General features: G+C 40.0%; 17 protein-coding genes. 3 read left to right on the top strand and 14 right to left on the bottom strand.

Features of this window, described 5'->3' with window-relative positions:
• Nucleotides 1–737 precede the first annotated feature (737 nt).
• Nucleotides 738–2336: a xylulokinase gene (locus tag MUN87_RS17710; RefSeq protein WP_244742323.1), complete on the bottom strand. Its 1599-nt coding sequence runs from the start codon at nt 2334–2336 to the stop codon at nt 738–740.
• A gap of 693 nt (nt 2337–3029) precedes the next feature.
• Here MUN87_RS17710 and MUN87_RS17705 point away from each other — a divergent pair.
• Entirely contained in the window at nt 3030–4181 is a 1152-nt protein-coding gene (locus MUN87_RS17705; protein WP_244748002.1) for an AI-2E family transporter, read from the top strand.
• A 119-nt stretch (nt 4182–4300) separates the two neighbouring features.
• Here MUN87_RS17705 and MUN87_RS17700 read toward each other — a convergent pair whose 3' ends face one another.
• From MUN87_RS17700 to MUN87_RS17655, 10 genes are all read right to left on the bottom strand, one after another.
• On the bottom strand, nt 4301–5587 hold the full coding sequence (locus MUN87_RS17700; protein ID WP_244742322.1) for a CapA family protein: 1287 nt from the start codon (nt 5585–5587) through the stop codon (nt 4301–4303).
• Between the two features lie 776 nt (nt 5588–6363).
• Nucleotides 6364–7110 carry an oxygen-insensitive NADPH nitroreductase gene (gene nfsA, locus MUN87_RS17695; RefSeq protein ID WP_244742320.1) on the bottom strand — a complete coding sequence of 249 codons (747 nt, stop codon included), beginning with the start codon at nt 7108–7110 and terminating at the stop codon, nt 6364–6366.
• Entirely contained in the window at nt 7110–8522 is a 1413-nt protein-coding gene (gene allB / locus MUN87_RS17690) for an allantoinase AllB (RefSeq protein WP_244742318.1), read from the bottom strand. The genes nfsA and allB overlap by 1 nt, the downstream gene beginning before the upstream one ends.
• 15 nt (nt 8523–8537) lie before the next feature.
• Nucleotides 8538–9452 (bottom strand): dihydroorotate dehydrogenase, encoded by a 915-nt coding sequence (locus MUN87_RS17685; protein ID WP_244742316.1) that lies wholly within the window; start codon nt 9450–9452, stop codon nt 8538–8540.
• Entirely contained in the window at nt 9449–10231 is a 783-nt protein-coding gene (locus tag MUN87_RS17680) for a dihydroorotate dehydrogenase electron transfer subunit (RefSeq protein ID WP_244742314.1), read from the bottom strand. The genes MUN87_RS17685 and MUN87_RS17680 overlap by 4 nt, the downstream gene beginning before the upstream one ends.
• Nucleotides 10212–11477, bottom strand: coding sequence for a M20 family metallo-hydrolase (locus MUN87_RS17675; RefSeq protein ID WP_244742311.1), 1266 nt, complete (start codon nt 11475–11477; stop codon nt 10212–10214). The genes MUN87_RS17680 and MUN87_RS17675 overlap by 20 nt, the downstream gene beginning before the upstream one ends.
• 100 nt (nt 11478–11577) lie before the next feature.
• Nucleotides 11578–13188 carry a PucR family transcriptional regulator gene (locus MUN87_RS17670; protein WP_244742308.1) on the bottom strand — a complete coding sequence of 537 codons (1611 nt, stop codon included), beginning with the start codon at nt 13186–13188 and terminating at the stop codon, nt 11578–11580.
• A 14-nt stretch (nt 13189–13202) separates the two neighbouring features.
• Complete coding sequence (locus MUN87_RS17665) at nt 13203–14480, bottom strand: TRAP transporter large permease (protein ID WP_244742306.1); 1278 nt, start codon at nt 14478–14480, stop codon at nt 13203–13205.
• A 9-nt stretch (nt 14481–14489) separates the two neighbouring features.
• On the bottom strand, nt 14490–14996 hold the full coding sequence (locus MUN87_RS17660; RefSeq protein WP_244742303.1) for a TRAP transporter small permease: 507 nt from the start codon (nt 14994–14996) through the stop codon (nt 14490–14492).
• A 116-nt stretch (nt 14997–15112) separates the two neighbouring features.
• Entirely contained in the window at nt 15113–16171 is a 1059-nt protein-coding gene (locus tag MUN87_RS17655) for a TRAP transporter substrate-binding protein (protein ID WP_244742301.1), read from the bottom strand.
• A gap of 403 nt (nt 16172–16574) precedes the next feature.
• On the opposite strand from MUN87_RS17655, the gene MUN87_RS17650 reads away from it, so the two are divergent.
• The gene (locus tag MUN87_RS17650; RefSeq protein WP_244742298.1) at nt 16575–16763 is read left to right on the top strand and encodes a hypothetical protein; all 189 of its coding nucleotides are present in this window, start codon (nt 16575–16577) and stop codon (nt 16761–16763) included.
• Between the two features lie 783 nt (nt 16764–17546).
• Here the strand turns inward: MUN87_RS17650 and MUN87_RS17645 are convergent.
• The 3 genes from MUN87_RS17645 to MUN87_RS17635 form a co-directional block, all read right to left on the bottom strand.
• Nucleotides 17547–19016, bottom strand: coding sequence for a glycoside hydrolase family 1 protein (locus MUN87_RS17645; RefSeq protein ID WP_244742296.1), 1470 nt, complete (start codon nt 19014–19016; stop codon nt 17547–17549).
• Between the two features lie 59 nt (nt 19017–19075).
• Entirely contained in the window at nt 19076–21001 is a 1926-nt protein-coding gene (locus tag MUN87_RS17640; protein ID WP_244742294.1) for a beta-glucoside-specific PTS transporter subunit IIABC, read from the bottom strand.
• A gap of 163 nt (nt 21002–21164) precedes the next feature.
• A complete protein-coding gene (locus tag MUN87_RS17635; protein WP_244742291.1) occupies nt 21165–22019 on the bottom strand; it encodes a PRD domain-containing protein in 855 nt (284 codons plus the stop codon).
• A 305-nt stretch (nt 22020–22324) separates the two neighbouring features.
• Between MUN87_RS17635 and MUN87_RS17630 the strand changes: the two genes are divergently transcribed.
• Nucleotides 22325–22609, top strand: coding sequence for a phospholipase (locus MUN87_RS17630; RefSeq protein WP_244742289.1), 285 nt, complete (start codon nt 22325–22327; stop codon nt 22607–22609).
• The last annotated feature ends 128 nt before the right edge of the window (nt 22610–22737 follow it).

The raw sequence follows: 22737 nt of genomic DNA, 5'->3' as shown, positions 1-22737 counted from the left end.
ACAATTAAAAAAAAGGGCATACCCTTCTGTTTTTTTTGAAATAAATTATATATATACAACTTCCTATAATATGGATTATGTTAAGTACAACTGTATTGCAAAATGGTCATATTGATATAGATTATCTGCTTAGCAAAGCTCCGGAAATAGGCTCCGCGTCCTGTGGGGTCGGGTTCAGGCTCCTCGCGAGCAAAAACCGCTCACTGCGGGGTCTTCACACACGACTGATCCCACGGGAGTCTCCGCCTATTTCCTACGCTTGAGGGAAGTGCTACAACGTATGGAACAGCTAAAAGCAGTGGTTCTAGGCATTTTTCAATAACTATTATATATGTAGACGATCAATATGCTAGCTCTCCCAAAAATTGTAGAGTCCCAATTCTAGCGTAGGCCAACCACGGAGACTTCCGCGGGACAGGCAGGCAGAGCTTTGTTAAGCAGATGGAATCTATCAAAATTATCATCAAGTTAGACAGTTTCATTTTACATATTATAGGAACTTAACTTCAAACTCTATAAGATGACTGCACTTATACACTTGCTTTAACTGATTAGAAATATTCGGCTTTTGTCTTGTATTTTAGCAAGTTACTCTAAATCTTAGCTCCGAGCCGTCGACCTTCTTCATTGTTAAATTTTTATCCTCTTCTTATATTTTTTCATCTCTCGAATCTTGAAATACGATTAGCGCCGTAATAAAAAGGTTCCGCCCACATTCGGACGGAACCTTTCTGCTATTATTGAAGATTTTCTACTGCTGCTCTTTCGATGGATAGTCCTTTTTTATAGCGTTCCATAAAACGCTCGAAACCTTCTACATCTTTAGCCTCCGGCGAGATTGTTTTAATCGCCTGGCTGGCAAATACTTTGTTAGTCAAGTAATCATCCAGCGATTCATTTTCTTCTTTGTTAATCATATATGAACCTAGTAACGCAATACCCCATGCGCCACCTTCTCCTGCTGTCTCCATAACGGAAACCGGAACGTTCAATGCACCTGCTAAGATGCTTTGACCAACGCCTTCTGTCTTAAATACACCACCGTGTCCTAAGATTTCATCCAGCTTTACATTTTCTTCTTTTAATAAAATATCCATTCCGATTTTCATTGCACCAAATGCGGTGAACAAATGAGATCGCATGAAATTAGCTAACGTGAAATTACTATCGGAAGACCGCGCAAACAATGGTCGACCTTCTTCGAAATGAGTCATATGCTCTCCTGAAAGATAGCCATAAGAAAGAAGTCCGCCAGCATCCGCATCGCCTTCTAACGCTTTATGATACAGCGTTCCAAATAATTTATCTTTATCTACATTGATACCCATTGCATTTGAAAATTCTTCAAAAATACCGACCCATGCATTCAAATCAGACGTACAGTTGTTAGAGTGCGCCATCGCAACGAGATTTCCTGTTGGTGTTGTTACAAGGTCAATCTCCGGATGAACTTTTGATAAATCTTTTTCCAGAACAATCATTGCAAATGCCGACGTTCCTGCTGATACGTTACCAGTACGCTTGGCTACACTATTCGTTGCAACCATTCCTGTACCAGCATCCCCTTCTGGCGGACATAGTGGAATACCTGCTTGCAGTTCTCCACTTACATCTAGCAATTTCGCACCCGCTACCGTAAGTTCTCCAGCATTCTCACCTGCAACTAATACCTCTGGTAAAATGTTCTCCAGCGACCATGGAAGCTGGTTAGAAGCAACATTCTCATTAAATTGATTTATCATGGAATCGTTAAATTGCTTATTATTAATATCAATCGGGAAAACACCACTTGCTTCACCGACACCTAGCACCTTCTTACCTGTTAACTTCCAGTGGATGTAACCGGCAATTGTCGTTAGAAAGTTAATGGATGATACATGCTCTTCCTTATTAAGAATTGCTTGATATAAGTGGGCAATACTCCATCTTTGCGGAATGTTGTATTGAAAGAGTTCCGTTAATTCTGTTGAAGCTTGTTCGGTAATATTGTTTCTCCACGTGCGGAATGGAACAAGAAGCTCATCTTGCTGATCAAATGCCATATAACCATGCATCATACCACTAAAACCAATTGCGCCAATTTTTTGAATAGATACGCCATACTGCTCTTTAACCTCAGCAGCCATTTTTTGATAGCTATCCTGCACACCCTTCCAGATGTCATCAACACTATATGTCCAAATGTTATTCACATAGCTATTCTCCCAGTCGTGACCACCTGAAGCTATCGGCGCATTATTTTCATCAATTAATACGGATTTAATTCGCGTTGAACCAAATTCAATCCCCAGTACAGTATTTCCATTCTGAATTGCTTCTTTTACTTCGAAAACCATTTGCATTTCCCCCATTAAAAAGTTAATCCGTTTCACAACCTTGTAAAACGTTTCCAATATTGTATTTTCATAAAATTATTGATTACTATCTGCTAGAATTGGGTATCCTGTAAACAGCAAGTAACTTGTCGGTACAACTGAAATAGCCTTGTTATTGCTAATATTATCGTTCATATATTGTGTGAAACTAGTATACTTTTATCTTATCATTTTACATGTATGAGCGTCAACGCAAATATGTCCGTACATGTAAAAACTGTTACATATTTTTAGCAAAAAAGCGTGTGCTATGGTACATTTAAAAAAAGGCAAAAACCCGAGCCGACCTAACTGACGCTAGCATTCAATAATCTGAATTATGTATCGTGAAACTGTAAATCAATGCGGTCATTTTGACATGTATTATACGCATAGCAAAGCTCTGCATATTTCCTACACTTAAGTGAAGAGCTATTACATAAGGAGCAGCTCATTTTGCATAATTAATCTCAAGAACGGACACTGATGGATACCTTGTATCAATTGCAGAACCCATACATTAGGGTAGACGAGGCAGGTGCTGAAGTTCCACTATGTGAAATGGTCTTCTTTATGACTGTAATTTTATAATACAGCTTCTAGATGCGACAGCTGAACGATAAATTATCATTCTTTTAATGATTTGTGATATAACCCAAAAAGGAGATATGTATGATGAATTCGTCCAACCGTTTTTTACAATTTATCGGTGGTAAAAACATATTCTATTTACTGGCACTATTTATATTGATCGGTATTTTCATCTTTATTTATACGAAAATATCATTCGTGTTTCATCCATTTGTCGTAATATTTAGTACGCTTGCTCCACCAGTTATATTAGCCTTTGTCGCATATTATTTGCTAAATCCGATTGTCAATCTGCTGGAGCGATTTCGCATTCGCCGTATTTGGGGGATATTAATCTTAATCCTTGGCATTAGCGGTGCGCTGACAGGTATCATCCTGTTGACAGCACCAGCCATTGAAGCACAGGTGAAAGATCTTATCCAAACATTCCCAAGCTATTTACGCCAGCTCGGCAATGAGCTCTCTAACTGGATCCAAAATTCCTTTTTAGCCGCGTATTATGACGAAGGCTATCAATGGTTGATGGATCAATTAAGTGAGATTCCGCAATTGATCGGCAATTATATATCGAGCGGCTATGAAGGGATACAAAATATCGCTAGTACCATTACAACAACAGTAGTCTCCATTATTACTTTTCCTTTCATCCTGTTTTTTCTTTTAAAGGATGGAAAAAAGTTTCAAGGATTCTTTATCAAATTATTACCACCTAAATTTCGCAATGATGTGAGTCAGATTCTATCAAATATGGACACACAGGTAGGCTCTTACATACAAGGGCAAATTATCGTTGCAACCGTGATTGGAATGCTGCTGTTTATTGGCTATCTGATTATTGGGCTGGACTATGCTTTCACATTAGCTATAGTTGCTGCGGTGACCAGTGTTGTTCCATATTTAGGACCAACCATTGCTATCATACCAGCCATCATCATTGCGATTGTCAATTCGCCATTTATGCTACTGAAACTTGCGATTGTTTGGGTTGCTGTTCAATTCCTGGAAGGTAACTTTGTCTCTCCTAATATCATGGGAAAAACAATGCATATCCATCCATTAACCATTATTTTTGTATTATTGATTGCCGGGAATTTGTTTGGTGTTGTTGGGGTAATCCTAGGTATACCAGGCTATGCAATTCTCAAAGTCGTAGTGGAGTATATTTTCTATAAATTCAAGAGACGCTATAACAAATATTATGGGGAAGATGAAGGGAAATATGGACTGGAGGAATAGCTAATTTTGATAAAATGAGACTTCAATCAGTGAGGGTACGGACGGTTAGCGCCGTGATAAACTGTATGCGACAAAACAAATACCGGATAAATCTTTTGATAGATTTATCCGGTATTATTTTACGTACAAACTACTATCGCTTTATTATCCGCTACAACAATCTCAGTCCCAAACGGCTCCGAGAGCTCCTTTATTCGTTGCAGGACCTCGACGTTATCCGTTAATTCCGGCCAGCCTTTTTGATACCTTGCCTGTTTAAATCCTAGATTAATAGGCTGCAGTTCAATGGATTGCAAGTCATCCCCATTCCAGATCAATTTGGCAATAACCGATTCCCAGACATTTGGATTGACACCAAGACCTTTTCTGCCGTAATCACTTCGTATATCATAGCCATCCGCAACATTGGCATCTGTACGCAGTCCGTATTTATGATAAAAATCGGATGGCAGGTAAGACACTGAATCATTTTGAAAAATAAAATTACCAAGACTGTAAAAAATCGGTCTACCCTGATATAATTCAACGCCTCTGACAACATGAGGCCCATGTCCGAAAATCGTATGCGCACCGGCATCGATACAGGCTCTGGCAGCATCTTGTAAAAAGTCTGCTGGTTTATTTTTATCCATTCCCTCCATTTCGTGACTATGCAAACTGACAATCACATAATCGGCCTGTCTTCTTGCTGCTTGAATTGATGCAGTCAGTCTCTCGATATCCTGCTTTACTGGACGTCGCACACGGTAGGATCGATCCGCGCTTTTAAACAATTTTCCGCTAAAGAGAAATTCGTCTTGTCCACCTTCTACCGAAAAGCCTTCTAGTCGATTCAGCATCTCGTTTGCATCAATATCCGTATTATTCGAAATCTGCTTTAGCGTCTCCATTTCCGATTTGGTGACATAATATACTTCTTCATATCTTAATGGATTTATCCCAGGTCTTCCCTTAATATGTGGTGTCGGATCTCCTGCGAGTGATGCTTCATGAAATGTGGATGTAGCGCCTATTAATGCAACACGCCCTTGAACAGTATCGATATACCTTGGCTCAGCAGCTGCTGCCAACGTACGACCGGCACCAGCATGAACCAATCCTCTAGCATCCAGCTCTCGTTCTGTCGCCAATAAACCGCCTTGCAAATAGTCCATTGTATGATTAGTCGCCCAATTATATAAGTTGAATCCGTAATACGTTAGATCATCTAATACCGACGGCTCTGCCATTGCCCATGTACCGCCGCTAAAAGGAGATGGATATCCTTCTTTATGATGAGTGGTAATTTCTAAGTTTGTAAAACGTACATCCGCTCCATTCATCCATTCTTTAATGTTTTTTGCTCGCTTATCATTTTCCGGAATTCTTCTCGCTATAAAGCTGTCCCCTGTTGCAATCATTCTCATTTCTCCACACCCTCTTCCTGTAGGAAAAACCGGGAAAGTGAAGCACACCGGTCTTAACTAACAAACTAATTTACAACTGCCTAAAATATGAATGATGTTAGCGTTGCGATCATTTTGATCTAATTTATGTGCTGAGATACCGCTTCGCGTCCTGCGGGGCACGGCTGAAGCTAAATTTGTGAAGAAAGCCACTTCACAAATTGGATCTTCAGCGCCTGCCTGTCCCGCGGGAGTCTACGTGGTTGGTCTACGCTAGATTGGGACTCTGCAACTATTTGTCAGAGCTAGCATATTGACCGCTATATACATAACAGCAATTGAGTGAATAACATAATGTCTAGAACCACTGCGTTCAGCTGTTCCATACGTTGCAGTAAATCCCTTAAGCGGAGGAAATATGCGGAGACTTCTTACGCCTCAGCGCGAACTGAAGATCCACTTCGTCTGTGCCAGTGTCTGCAAACATTGCTTCGAAGTAAGCTTCCTCAGCACAAGGCAGCAAGGAAGCAATTAAAGTAGTTGACTTTCAGACCGCTGTGACCACAGAACGAGGAGCCATTTTTAGTAGCTTTGCTAAGCAGATAAACGATATCAAAATGATCATTTTGCAATCATATTATAAAAAACCCGTCTTCCTATTGAACATGACTGTACTTGTATGTTTTCTTTACTTGAAAACGCCTTGTCTATTAGCGAGTTCCAACATTTTTCTTATGATTTTCTAGTGTGCAAAATGAATAGCCAGACCCTGTCGGGGGCCTGACTATCCATTCTCATTATTTCAATGAAAAGCCCTGACTTTTAATAAAATCAGTCAAATTCGCTCTACGTATCTCCCCAAAATACGATGTCATTCCAGCGCTCCAACCATTTGTCCGATGTCCGTTGGTTCGCTTTCTGTAATAATCAGCAGAAACAGTATCATAATCCTGTAGTTGTTGTGGCAATTGCTCTATTTGATAAGTGTCCTCATGATAAATGGCAGCTCTTGCAATCCTTGGTTTTTGCCATGGTTCTTGTGCCGGATAACCTAGACACATTCCCATGATTGGAACTGTCCACTTAGGAAGGTTTACTAATTTCGCCACCTGTGCTGCATCATTTCGAATACCTCCGATCATGACGCCACCAAGTCCGTAAGAGCGTGCTGCCAACAAAACATTTTCTGCAAATAAGGCAGTATCTACCGCACCAACCAGAAGGTTTTCTGTTTCTTCCACTTCAAATGGTGTGCCATTTGCTTCGCATAGTTGTGCATGACGAAAGAAATCTGCTACAAATATGAAAAACACAGGACACTCCTCAATATAACGTTGATTACCACATAATCTTGCTAATGCTTGTTTCTTAATCTTATCACGTACACAGATCACACTATAGGCTTGTACATTGTGAGAAGTGGGTGCCCATTGCCCACATTCCACAATATCATCAATTATCTCCTGTGATATGGATTGATCTGTAAAGCGGCGAATGGATCGATGACTTTTTAATAATGCTCTAACACCTTCCGCTTCAGACATTAATCCACCTCACCAGTTTGAGCAGGAATAATCAACTTCCCGTGACCTTTTTGTCCGACGATTTCTCCATCTTTCATAATCGTATTGCCTCGCACAATCGTTTGAACCGGCATACCTTGAACCTTGAAACCGTCATACGCAGTCACTTTGCTTTTACTATGCAGTTTATCTCTTTCGATAACTGCCTGTTTCTCCATATCAACAATTGTAATATCGGCATCAGCACCGATATGAAGCGCGCCTTTCTTTGGATAAATACCAAATAGTTTGGCAGGCTCTTCTGACAGCAGACGTACTATATCTGATAAGGTAATTTTCTTGTCACTTACCGCATTTAACATCAATGGAACCATTGATTCTACTCCACACATGCCAGCAGGTATCGACCAAAGATCACCGTCTTTTTCTTCTTCCGTATGTGGTGCATGGTCGGAACAAACATGCGAAATCGTCCCGTCAGCAATTCCACGCCAAATGGCATCCTGATCTTTTTTATATTTCACTGGCGGATATACCTTCATCTGTGGGCCAATATCTTGATAATCCTCATTCGACAGGAATAAGTAATGCGGGCATGTTTCTACAGTTACAGGTAATCCTTTAATCTGTGCGTCACGAACCAAGTCCAATCCTTCTTCTGAGCTTACGTGCAGAACATGGAATCTGACACCGGCTGCTTTCGCCATTTGAATCCCCTTGCTGACGGTTAAGGCTTCAGCAACATTCGGTCTGCCTTTAATCATATCCTCATAGGTGCGTCCGCCACTCTCTTCCACGCGGTTGGTCAAGGTCTGAATTAATTCGTTGCTTTCGGCGTGCACAGCAAATAACTGTCCCGTCTTTGCGACTTCTTCCATCATTTCATACACTTGTCCATCGTCAAACGGCGGTATAACATCTTCCATCCCAGGCTTGTAGTTATACATCAGTTGATATGTGTCTTTATGAACAGCATAGCCCCAGAAAAACTTAAAACCGATGACACCTTTTTTATGCAAATCCTGAATATCCCCATTATTCAAATGCCCTATACAGATTCCCCATAACCCATAATCCACATATGCCTTCGAACCAAGATTATTATTTTGTGAATCAAAGTTCACCGCATTACTGACCGGAGGCGTCGTGTTTGGCATTTCAAATACGGTCGTTATTCCTACTGCAGCCGCTGCCCGAGTAGAGTGAGCGAAATCTTCTTTATACGTAGGGCCCGGATCTCGCGAGTGTACATGTGTGTCGATTAATCCAGGTAAGATATGTTTTCCTTTCGCATCAATTACTTCCTTCGTTTCACCAGGAAGATCCTCACTTGTAATCGCAGTAATTTTGCCATCTTTCACAAATATATTCGCCTGGTAGGACTCAGACGCATTAACGATCGTGCCGTTCATTATTTTCAAATCCCATACCATACACGCAGCCTCCTTCTAGATAATGATTGATCCAATTAATTCTTCTATTTCAATAATTTCATTCTGTTCCATATATTCTTCTATTTCCGTTAAAATATCCGTTAATGCAGTTGGGTTAATAAAACTAGCAGTCCCTACCTGTACAGCACTGGCACCAGCTATCATCATTTCAATCGCATCACGGCCACTCATGACACCACCACAGCCAATGATAGGTAAAGAACTGACCTGGGCGACCTGATAAATCATACGGACGATGATCGGCTTCACTGCCGGTCCTGAAAAACCGCCCATCACATTGCCAATCAAAGGCTTTCTTGTATCTACATCTATTGCCATTGCAAGCATTGTATTGGCCACATTCAATCCATCCGCTCCACCTTGTTCCGCTGCGATGGCAATGTCCTGAATACTCGTTACATTTGGTGTTAGCTTCGCAATAATTGGTTTGGTCGTCACTTCACGAACTTGAGAGATCAGTTCGCGTGTAATTGTTGCATCCATCCCAAATGCTTTGCCATCCCCTTTTAAATTCGGACAAGAAATATTTAATTCCAATCCACGAATACTTGCTTGATTGGCAAGCGTTGCAGATACATCCACAAATTCTTCAATCGATTCAGCTGACACACTGGCAATAATCGGTGACTGATACTTCTCAAAGGCTGGAATAGTGTGCGACAGAAAGTGCTCAACACCTTTACTTTGAATACCAATCGAGTTGATCATACCGCCGTTTGTTTCACACACCCTTGGCTTCGCATTACCTGGCTGTGGAAATTTGGTGATGCTCTTCGGCACAATCGCCCCAAGCCGATCGAAATCGAGTGCTTGTTCCATCTCAGGACCAAATGCGCCCGATGCAGGCATAATAGGATTTTTTAAAGTCAAATCGCCAATGGTGACTTGCATATTTTTACTACTCGTCATTCCATTACCACCTTATCCAACGGGAATACCGGCCCTTCGGTACAAACACGAACAGACTTGGTTGTATCTCCTTCACGAATATCACACACACAGGAAAAGCAAGCGCCCATACCACACCCCATGTGTTCTTCCAATGCAATTTCACCAGGTATATGCAGTTCATTTGCAATGGACTGCGATAACTTCGAAAGTCGTCTTGAACCGCAAGTATATATCGCATCAATCACTGTTGTCGCACAGATATCCTCTTTTATGATGCGCTTTACATTTTCCACGTCACTGGTACCTTCGTCTTCTGTCACAATAAATACTTCCGCTCCATAATCCTCAAGGAATTCAATCGCTAGCAGATCATCACGACTTCTGGCGGACATTATCGCATAGCTTTTTACACCTTGACGATAAGCCGCCTGGGCAACAGCTGCCAGCGTTGCCACACCAACACCTCTGGCGACTAGTAAAATATTTTGTGCAGATCGATCAAGTCTGAACCCTTCACCAACCGGTCCCATCATATCAAGCGAATGACCTGCCTGAATCTTCGTCATTGCACTTGTTCCCTGTCCTTTTACCAAATATAGAAATTCAATCGTATTCTCATTGATCCGATAAACACTTAACGGTCTTCTTAAGAACGGAAAATACGTATCAGCACAACGCACTTGGAAAAATTGCCCCGGATTTACCGTTTTGTTTAAGTTCGTGCTATCGACGACCATATGCCAATATCTGCTGCTTACTTGTTTATTCGACAATACGTTAGCCAGATGTCTTTGCATTATTGATCTCCCTTTCCATAGAAAGTTCCAGGACGCATTTTTCTAACAAATCGCATCCTAATGCAATATCTTCGATTGCTGTAAATTCTTCAGGATTATGACTGATCCCATTGTGTGACGGAACAAAGATCAGACCTGTTGGACAAACAGACTGCATATTCATTGCATCATGTCCTGCGCCACTAGGGAATACCATTGGATCCATCCCTAAATCCTTACAAGCATCAAGTAATACTTGGCGGATTCCTTCATCTAATAAAACAGGTTGCTCATCGCCTATGATGTCTACTTCTATGTCCACACCGCGAGACGATTCAACTGCCCTTGCTTCTTCTTTAATACGTTCGACAATGCGGTGCTTCGATGCAGTATTTAAGCCTCTGATATCCACTTTAAATTCAACATCACCTGGTACGACATTCATAGCTCCAGGAAATACCTCAAATACTCCTACGGTCGCTACTGTTTTGTGCAGACTCTCTTCTTGAGCGAATTTCTCTATCATGATAACGAGTTGTGATGCCGCTATAAGAGCATCTTTACGATTAGCCATGGAAGTAGTTCCAGAATGAGCTGCCATCCCTTTGACATTGACACACAAACGAGTAGGTGCTGCTATTCCTGTAGCAATCGCAATTTTTTTATTTTGCTTTTCCAATTCCGGTCCTTGTTCAATATGGAGTTCAAGAAAAGAATGTAGTTCCGTTTTCGATCGGATCGCTTCATTTACATTGGCAATATCGAAATTATAATGCTTCATTGCTTCTGCTAATGACACACCATCTTTGTCTTTTTGTTTAACTGCCTGTTCGATCGATAGTTTACCTGTCATAGCCTTACTTCCGATCGTTGACATACCGAAGCGTGAAGATTCTTCTGAGGTAAAGGCAATAATCTCAACAGGATAGTCTGTACGAATATTTTTTTCATTTAAGCGTCTGACTACTTCAAGACCAGCAACTACACCTGCAATACCGTCAAATCTTCCACCCGTGTATACCGTATCCACGTGCGAACCGACAGCAACTGCCGGCGCACTTCGGAAACGTCCTTCTCTTCTGGCAATGACATTCCCTACCGCATCGACCTTGATGTCCATCCCTTCCTTTTTACAAAGGTATGCAAATAAAACCTGAGCCTCTTTCTCGTTATGCGTATAAGCAATCCGTTGTATACCTTCTTCTGTTTCACCGATTACATTAAAGGCATCAAGCGTAGATTGAATTCGTTTTTCTGTACGTTTCATATCCCTCACACCATATCAATTTAATATTTTGTATAAGCATATTGTCTCAAAAATGGGATGATAAAACTTTGTCCGAAAAGACATAAAATTCTGATATTTTTCATCTGAATCGATAATCATTTCGAATGAAATTATGAATTTTCAGTCCAATTTGTAAAATTAATTTATCTTCTGATTTTTTTACATCTAAATTCGTCAGCACCTTGATCCGTTGCAATCGGTACTTCATCGTATTAATATGGATAAACAGTTTCTCGGCTGTTTTGGAAATCGATTCGTTATTATGAAAGTAAGTCGTTAACGAGTGGACCAGTTCGAGATCATGATGCTTATCATACTCAATCAGATTACCAATCGATTCCTCGTAAAATTTATTTATCTCGGTAACATTCTTTATTTCAGCTAACAAACGATAAAAGCCCAGCTCTTCATAATAGATAATATGTTTGGCATCATAGAGTGTACGACCGAGAATGACCGCTTGTTTTGCCTGGTCATATCCATCTCTAATGCTGCTAATATCAGACGCAGCACGACCAACCCCTATATATAAATCATCCTGCATTTGTTTATTCAATTCACGATATATAGCTTCCATATCATGATAGATTCGGTCTTTTGTTTTGTTCGCAGAGGGGTATAGTAAGTGAACTCCATTCTCCATTGCACCTACGATAATGTCGTGATCCAGTCGAGAGCTGATTAATTCCAACTGGTTAAGAATATCTGCGATAAAATGAATCCCTTTGCCACTTTGACTGTACTGCAATGAGATAAAAATATAATTCCTTTCCAGATCAAATCCATAAGTTTTGCCCTTTTCAAGCAATGTCTCCTCATGCTGAATTTGTGTAAAAAGCAATTCCCGAAAAAAATCACTCTTATACTGCTGTTCCAATTCGTACGCCACTTTCTTGCGCATAATTTCCAGTGAAAAAGTCGTCGTTGCCCGATCCAAGATTGCTAAGTCAACCTCAACAAACCCTTTTTCAACCCCAATACTAGTAATAGAACCTAGTAATTTACCATCCATGATGACCGGCGCTATCATACAGGCTTGTTCTTTACCAAGTGTATGGTTATAGCGATGCATCCGAACCGGGCGCTGAATCATTTCTAATTCCCTGATTTGTTCGGTTGAGATTGGCTCTAACTCCATTACAGCATCTGGAACTTCTAAATAAGGAACAAAGCTATCAATTTTAATTTCATATTTTAATAAATGATGCAACGCTTCGGCGAACTTATCAATGCCCCACTTGTTTAAGCGAATTTCATCCAATAAATTATAAGCGTGTTCTAAATCTTCTTGAATGATTGCTTTGTCATCAAAAATCACGTTCATTACAGGAGAGAGGATGTCCAAATAACTAACCTCTTCAGGGATTTCAATAATCGGAAAACCATATCGCTCCGCTTCATCCAAAATAACTTGCGGAATCTCATCAATAAAACGATGCGGCTTAATTCCTAATGCTGACGTCCCTTTCTCATGCAGCTCTTTCACTAATTGCTTCATGGCATTATCATCGTCTTTGATAGGATACAGACTCGTCAGCATTAGTTCTTCCCCTTTGAGCCAACGAACGATATCCGGAACCTCCATGATCGTGACATACTTGAGCATCTTCCCCATGCCATCTGCTCCTGCCACGATACTACATTTCTTTAAACCGCCGATTTTCATTGCTTGCTTTAGTGTAATTGCCATTTACATCCCACCAATTAATCATTGAGTAAATCCACTAAGAATAAAGAACTTTCCGGTATATATGTGATAATCAGTAATGCGATAACATTCGCGACAAAGAATCGTGCTAATCCTGGCAGCATTTCCATCATGTTCAGCTTCGTTATCGTCTGTGTCACAAAGATATTAATTCCAAACGGAGGTGTGTACATCCCAATAGCCAGGTTCGAAATCATAATAATACCTAAATGAACCGGATCAATACCTAACGCAACAGCAGCAGGATAAATTAAAGGAGCTATTATCGTAATCGCAGCTACCCCTTCCATGAACATTCCCAGTATTAATAAGACAATGTTAATTAATAGCAGGAACACAATCGTCGAACTGATATTCTCTGAGATAAAAGAAGCGATCTGCTGTGGTACTCCACCTCTTGTCAGAATCCAGCCTAACACTTGCGCTGCAGCCACTAATACAAGTACTTGTCCAGTGGTAATCGCAGACTCCACTAACGTTTTATAGAATGTTTTCCAGTTCATTTCTCTGTAAATAACAGTACTGACAAACAAAGCATAGATCGCTGATACACCAGCTGCTTCTGTCGGTGTAAAAATTCCCGAGTAAATACCACCAAGAATAATAACTGGAATCAATAACGCCCAAAATGCTTTAACGGTCGCATCCCACATTTCTTTCCCTGACGCTCGTTTATCTTTTGGCAGGTTATTGTTTCTTGCGTAGATATAAATATATATAATCGAAGAAAGTCCAATTATAATCCCCGCGCCAATCCCTGCAATAAATAAATCACCGACGGACACACCTGTCACCGAACCAAAGATAATTAGCGTAATACTTGGCGGAATAATCAGCGAAACAGCTCCAGCAGATGCTAACAAACCAGATGAGAATTTCTTATCGTATTTTTTATTTAACAGCTCTGGGTACATAATTTTACCCATTGCGACTACTGTAGCTGGACTAGAGCCTGACAGCGCACCAAAAAACATACTGGAAACTTGAGTTGTCATCGCCACCCCGCCAGTAATGTGACCAACAAAGGCACGCGCCCAACGCAAAATACGCTTCGATAATCCGCCGACATCCATAATATTTGCCGCTAATATAAAAAACGGCAATGCCATTAACGCAAACTGATCAAGGCCGCCGAATAAACGTTGAATAAGAATCATCGGATTGGTGTCACTCATGAATACAACAGCCAGAAATGATGATAATCCGAGAGCTACGTAAATCGGCACACTGGCAAAAAGCAATATAATAATAAGTATTAACAGTAAAGAAACCATTGTTACCCTCTATTCTTTTATAGTTTCTAATGCAGAACGTTCTTGCTCGTTTACATCTTCTTTATTTCTAATTATATTAATTGTTTGAATAACCAAATGAATGAGCGATAGTGCTGAACCAATTGGTATCGCAAGGTAAATGTAATGAAGCGGGATTTGCAAGGATGGCGTGATTTGTCCTGTATTTTGAGTGAACAGTACTAAATCTGTACTATACTTAATTAAGAAAATCATAAAAGTGATAGACGCTACATGCACGATGATTTTCACTGCTTTGTTGGCGATACCTTTCGTGACATCCATCAATAAATCTACACCTACGTGCAACCCTCTTCTGAAACAAACACTCGCACCGATAAACGTAATCCAGATCATTCCGTAACGAATAAATTCTTCTGCCCAAGTCGTATTATTGGCAAAAGCGTAACGCAAAATAATATTTACAAATAATAAAACAGTAACGACTAACAATGTAAAAGCGATAAAAAACTCTTCAATTTTTGCAATTATTTTCATAGTATCCTCCCGATCATTTGCTGAGAAAGATATGCGTCACCAATTCCACAAGTGAAATTCGCTCAGTTGTAAATAGGATAACAGGGACTACCAGATTGGAAGTCCCTACCCTCAACTTATTCCGCTGTTACTTCATCAATTTTGTCATAAATTTTTTGCAGTAATTCCTGCTGGTCACCTTCGCTATAATGCTCTTCATGAATAGGAAGTGATGCTTCTCGGAATACTTCGATTTCTTCAGGTGTAAGCTCATAGTAAGTCACGCCTGAGTCTATAATCTTTTGACGATATTCCTCTTCCGTATCAGCCAATGATTGACGTGCTGTATTTCTGGCTTCTTCTTCCGATTCAGTAATGACGTCCTGCACTTCTGCTGGTAATCCATCGAACCAAGCCTGATTTGCCATTAATACGTAATTCATTCCACCGTGATAGCTTTCAATTACTGTATCTTGTACTTCATAGAAATTGTTCAAGTAAATCGTTTGCAATGGATTTTCTTGTCCATCCACCACACCTTGCTGCAAGGAGTTATACAATTCTGCGTATGGAACCGGGATCGGATTTCCTCCCCATTCTTCATACTGCGCAAGAAGAATTGGTGATTCCATCGTTCTCATCGTCACACCTTCAAAGTCAGACGGTTCATGAATTTCAATACCATTTGTTGTGAATAGCTTATAACCACCTGGCCAGAAGCCAAGTCCTTTAAATCCACCTTGCTCTAAAGTACCGAGTAACTCGTCTCCTACTTCACTATCTAACACTTCATACATTTGCTCTGCATCAGCTGGCCACAAGTAAGGGAGATCTACCGCTTTAATATCATCAACAAAAGGAGAAACTACTGCTGATGGTTGCATCGTTATATCAATTTCACCAATTTGCGTTCCTTCTACTTGTTCACGCAAACTACCTAATTGCGAAGCAGGGAATACTTCCACTGTTACTTGTCCATCTGTCTTCTCTTCAACTAATTCTTTAAACTTCTGCGCACCTACATCCTCTGGACTATCGACAGGTTGATTGTGACTGAAGGTAATGGTAATCGGATCATAAGAACCCTCTGCATCACCGCTTGTCCCTTCACTTTCTGCATCGTTACCACCACATGCTGCAAGGACGAATAATAAACAAATAGAAATCAATAGCAAATACTTCTTATTTTTCAACAAAATAAATCTCCCCTTTTATTATTTTTTTAACTTTAAAATAAGTTTACAAAAATTCCGACAAATTTTCTTTGTCCAAACACACTAAAGATTATGCCCATATTTCATTAAAAAAACCAATGTATTTTGTCATTTTTCTTCATGTTTTATGTCATATTTTCTAACATCACACGTTATTTTCTGCAACAAACGCTTATTATATAAGGGTTTATCGCAATTTGTGAAATCGTTTCATTTTTTCGCTCTCTATTTAGCGACAGATCTACGATAACTTTTATATGCATTTTCATTTTTGTCTAAATAAACAAATCGATATTTGGTTTTGCCTAAGGACCGCTTCATCAGTTATACTTAGTTAATCAGGTACCATTTATAACTAACAAACCGCTAAAAAAGGATGGTAATAATGGAAAAAATAACTAATGTACAAGCGTTTCAAGAATTATATGATCTTATTAACTTTTACGCTGAGAATAGAGACAGACCAGTGGATGAAAATTTCGACTTCTTTGAACAGGTCGAAAAGTATTGCAAACAGTTGGATTTAGATATGGATGAATTTAAGGAAACGTTTAACTTGAAGCCGTTGTTTTAACTGAATGCAAGATCTGGACAAAAGAATCTTGGTTTAATTAAAAGCCGAACATGCACAAAATCTCATCAGAAGACTTGTGCTATGTTCGGCTTTCTGTATCGTAGGGATATACTGTGAAGCAAATTCGTAATACAAGCGCTTATTTCAATTTGGTGATTTTGACATTTTTGATATGCTTGGCAAAGCTCCGGAAATAGGCTACGCGTCCTGTGGGCACGGCTTCAGCTAACTTAGGAAAGAAAATTCTTTTCTTTCCCAAGTGGATCTTCAGCTCGCGCTGATTCCACGGGAGTCTCCGCCTATTTCCTACGCTTAGAGGAAGTGCTACAACGATTGGAACAGCTAAAAGCAGTGGTGCTAGGCATTGTGTATTATTATGAGTTATAGACACTAATGGATACCTCTCTAAATACTAGCTGGAGTGTCGGTTGTAGAGCAAGCACCATAGCGTAGGCCAACCACGGAGACTACCGCGGGATTGTGCAGGTGCTGGAGATCCACTTTGTCTGCACCTGCGTCTACTAGTAACGCTTCGAAATAGGCTACCTCGGTGCAAGGTAGCAGTGAAGTGATCCGTGCAGTAGCCTAGCTTCAGCTGTGCCCAGCAGTACGCGGACTGGTTGGACGGAGCGGTATCCCAGCACATTATCTATTTCAAAATGATCACAACGCTAAAGTGTCATTGCTGCGCAGTTTGCTTCAACTCTACAACACCATACTTTCATATCTGGAGCGTTCGTAATTTGTTATACAGCCTCACTGGATCCTAGCATCCCTTACTAATTATAAAGATTCACCATTTGTTGCGATCACTTGTTTATACCATTCGAATGAGTCTTTTTTGGAACGGCTTAATGTACCATTCCCTTCATCGTCCTGATCGACATATATAAACCCGTAACGCTTTGACATTTCAGAAGTGGACATACTGATTAAGTCGATCGGCCCCCACGCTGTATATCCCATTACGTTTACCCCGTCTCTCACTGCTTCTTTCATCTGCTCCATGTGCTTCTGTAAATAATCAATACGATAAGGGTCATGGATGGCACCATCATCTTCTACTTTATCAAATGCGCCTAGCCCGTTTTCCACGATAAACAATGGCTTTCCATAACGATTATGAAAATCGCGTAATGTAACGCGTAATCCTTTCGGGTCTATTTGCCATCCCCAGTCTGATGTTTCGAGGTATTCGTTCTTCACACCACCCTTGATCATATTCCCAGCTACTTCATCATGTACTCCTTGAGTGGAGACCGTTACAGACATATAATAACTAAAAGAAATGAAATCTACCGGATATTGCTTCAAGATTTCATCATCACCGATTTCTTTTTCTATCGTGATATCATTTTCAGCAAAATAACGGTTCATGTAGCTTGGATATTCTCCCTTGGCATGAACATCTGTGAAAAATAAATTCAGATCATTCTGATGCTGTGCTTCCAACACATCTTCCGGATTGTTTGTATGTGGATATGTTTGCATTCTGGCCAGCATGCAGCCTACCTGTACATCTGGTATAATCTCATGCGCCAATTTCGTAGCAAGCGCGCTCGCTACGAACTGGTGATGCGCAGCCTGGTATGCAATTTGATCCTTCGTCTTACCAGGAATTTTATCTACTAAAACACCACCACCGGTATAAGGACTACGTGTAATAACATTAATTTCGTTAAAAGTTAACCAATATTTCACCTTGTCTTTGTAACGAGTAAACACAGTCTCTGCATATTTGGTGAAGAATCCAATCAGTTTACGGTTATACCAACCATTATAATGTCGTGACAGCTCTAATGGTGTTTCATAATGTGAAAGCGTAACTAATGGTTCGATATCGTATTTTCTTAATTCATCAAACACATTATCGTAGAACTGCAGCCCAGCTTCATTCGGTTCTGCATCATCGCCATTAGGAAAAATACGAGCCCAGTTAATCGAGAGTCGAAATACTTTAAAACCAAGCTCTGCAAATAACTTAATATCCTCTTTATAATGGTGATAGAAGTCAATACCATCACGCTTCGGGTAACGGTCATTTACTTTACCTGCTAACACCTCTTCAATATAGTCTGCTGTTACATCCATTGAAAAATTGTGGATGCCGCGTTCTTCCTTTGGAATATATTTAACCATATCTGCTGTTGAAAGACCTTTGCCATCTAAGTCAAATGCTCCCTCAACTTGATTGGCTGCAGTTGCTCCTCCCCATAAAAAATCTGGCTGAAAACCTTTTATTTCTTTTGTCATCGTGATCCTCTCCTTTTATGTTAATTGGAGAGCAGCGTGTTGTCACTCTCCATCATTCCTTATTTTATTAGTGTTAATAAGTGTTCACCCTCAAAGATAGGGCCTTGCTCAGTGATCGGCAATACATCCAGATATTCAGCTGTATTTGTAACAACAATCATCGTTACGGTCGGAATGTCTTTATCACGAATAGCCTCCCGATCAAATTCCACCAGCGCTTGTCCTACTTCCACACGATCACCTTCTTGAATGAATCCTTCGAAGTGTTCCCCTTTTAACGAAACGGTGTCAATACCAATATGAATCAAAATCTCTTCACCATTATCACCTTTGATGCCAATCGCATGCTTCGAATCCGGAAATACCATGATAGACCCAGAAATTGGTGCGATGACACGATTTTCTTCCGGCTCAATCGCAATTCCTTTCCCCATGATTTCCTGAGAGAAGGTAGGATCAGAAACTTCAGTTAAAGGTACAATGGTTCCTTTTAACGGAGATTGCACCATTATTTCTTTTCCAGTTGGTTTTGATGCAGCTGCAGTTTCTTCAGTTTTTTCTTCCTTTTCTTCTTCTGGCTTTGATACAGTTGGTAAATTGCTATCTTCTACATCCTTGAATCGGAATATTAGCACCAAAATAAATGGAATTACTAAAGCAAGTATGAATAAAATAACGGATACGATCAGACCTGCTGATTCACCTGTCGGATCTGCAAAAAGCGGAATCGCAAAAATTCCTATAATACCAGCCATCGCATATGCCTTTAATCCATACCAGCCAGCAAAAGCACCAAGGATCCCAGCTGAAATCATTGCCAATACAAACGGTTTCTTCAACTTCATATTAACTCCATACATAGCAGGTTCAGTAATACCGATGGCAGCAGAGATACTACTTGACACACCTAATTGTTTCATTTGTTTATTTCTCGTTATGACCGCGACACCTAATGCTGCCCCAGCCTGCGCCACGTTACTAATGAACATCATCGGGATAACCATTGCATCATAGCCAACCGTAGCCATACTGGTAATCGCAATTGGAGCAAATGCATAATGCATTCCGGTCATTATAATTAGTGGCATAAATCCTGCAAGCAACAGTCCCGCAAATAAACCTGAGTAGTCAAATAACCAATTAAATATATCGGACACAAAATTACCTACATTCGTACCTAATGGTCCCACTATCCATAAGGCAATAGGGATAACAATAAGAAAAGTTATCATCGGCGCAAACATTAACTGAATGGCAGATGGTATAACTTTTTTAACTAAGTCAAATACATACTTCAATAAAACAACGCTTAAAATGATTGGTATAACGCTTGTATCATAATTTAATAGCGGTATGTTTATGATGCCCCAACCTAAAAAGTCAATTGTTTCTTTACCCGTTTCCTGGATAGCATTATAAGCATCAATAAAGGTTGGATACATCAACGTACCAGCCACAATAAGTGCTAAATATTCATTCGTACGCATTTTTCTCGCGGTAGATACTGCAAGGAAGAATGGTAAGAAGTAAAAGACACTGTCTCCAATAGCATTCAGAACCATGTACGTATCACTTTGATCGGAAAGCCATCCTACTGTCACAAATAACGCATTAAAACCTTTTAATAACCCTGCCCCTGCAAGTGCTGGTAGGATAGGCGTGAAAATTCCGGATATAAAATCCATGATCAAAGAAACGATATTTTGTTTCTCCCCGCTTTTTTTTCCTTCGCCACTTTCTCCAACTAATGACTCTACCTCAGCAAATACGTCTGACACATGGTTGCCAATGATGACCTGGAATTGGTCACCAGAAAATTGCGCTCCCATTACACCATCGATATTTTTTATTTCTTCCATATTTACTTTATCTTTATCGTTAAGATTAAAACGAAGTCTTGTCACACAATGCCATGCTTGATCAACATTTTTTGCTCCGCCAATTTTGTCTACAACTTGTTTTGCAACTTCTTTATGTGAAGCCATCCTATTCTCCTCCTCTTTCTCGTTCAGCCGGTCCCTAAGCTAAGCAGTTGTTTTATTCATTTGTTTTTCGCCAAAAAAAATACCCAAACAGAGACCAGTGCTTTGTGCACTCAAGTCTGTTTGGGTAATGCCTAATCTATATTAGTAACAATCCACAAGGATACTATTCATTTTTTTGACGATTCGTCACGCGCCATACATGAAGGGTTAAATACAACATTTCATTCGATGAAAGGGTCCAGCCGTATTTCTGCTTCAATAGCGCTGCAATCTTTTCAACTGCCTGATACGCTTTTTCATATTTGGTTTTGACCACTTCTAGAAGGGTCTTGTCCATTTCTTCTCCATCTACCGGATCTTGTTTATACTGGCGAATGAAGAAGTAACGCAAATGAGTAATAAATCGAGTGTAATTCAGTGATTCTTCATCAAGCTTAAGCTGAAAATGGTACTGCACTACTTCAATAATGCGGTTGATCACTTCCGTCATTTTTAGTGTTTCTTCAATTTTCGTCTTTTTTGTCTGCTGACCATTTACAAAGTGATAGGTTAAAAAAGTTTCCTCACTTTTCGGTAACAGTATATCAAGACGGTCGAACACCAGACGAATGGCATCTTTAGCCACATGGAATTCTTTCGGGTATAGATTTTTTACTTCCCAACGGTTTGTATCCGCATAATCAATATTTTCGTGCGCCCGCTTCACAGCAAAGTTTAAGTGATCGGCAAGGGTCAAATAAATATTATTATTAAAGGTGACACCAAGCTGTGATTCCGCATTCTTAATAATTTCAACCGAAACATCCAATACTTCCGAATCCATTTCTTTCAACACTTGCAACAGAGGTCTTCGCGTATTCGATTGTTCCGCTACAAACTTACGACGAATACTGGAATCCTCAATTGGATCCCCTTTCTTTTTTTGGAAGCCGACACCCGTACCCATTACAATCCACTCAAGCCCAGAGGAATCTTCGACTAAAGCCACATTGTTATTAAAGGCTTTAATAAACTTCAAAGGGCATTCCTCCATCTTCCAGAACGCATTCTAAAACATACGGAAGTGTATTATAAAACATGGTAATGCCTGATCGTGTCAGTAACAATCCATTCTTCATGAAACGTTAATGGATAAAATGTATCACTTTCTATTAACCTTGTCAACTAGCATTTAGGTATATGGTTTGTTATCTTTCACCTATAATTATGTTAATGTTCCGGCGTTTTTTTATTGATCTCGATGGCCATTCAACCAGTCATACAGACACAATCATTCATATACTGGTACTAATGAAATATTCATAGACAATGGAGGTGAGATCTTTGTACAACCAAAACCATGTAAGAAAACCTAAGTTGTGTATATTTCCTGGTTATCGCTGGTGCGGTCCTGGATGCAGTGGTCCTGGAGCACCGATCAACGAAGCAGATGCTGCCTGTAAAGCACACGATGAATGTTACCTTTATTCAGGTGACCGTTGTGCATGTGATGAAGCTTTCATCCAACGACTTCGCTACTTAGCAGGCAGACCTACCGAAGAAGGTCACCACGCACGGGTTATGCTGCGGTATATGAAAGTGCAGCGAGTTTTCACTTGTGGATTTTAGTGAAGGGTAAATCATTCATATTTACTTTGTACATGTTAAATTCTCTAAACCGTGGTCTTCTTCACGCTAAAATATTATATTCTTTAAAGTATAAAGAACACTCATAGAACATACTCCTGTTCTATGAG

This window comes from Gracilibacillus salinarum (assembly GCF_022919575.1).
Classification (GTDB): Bacteria; Bacillota; Bacilli; order Bacillales; family Amphibacillaceae; genus Gracilibacillus; species Gracilibacillus salinarum.
This window is presented reverse-complemented; position numbering and strand designations above follow the sequence as displayed.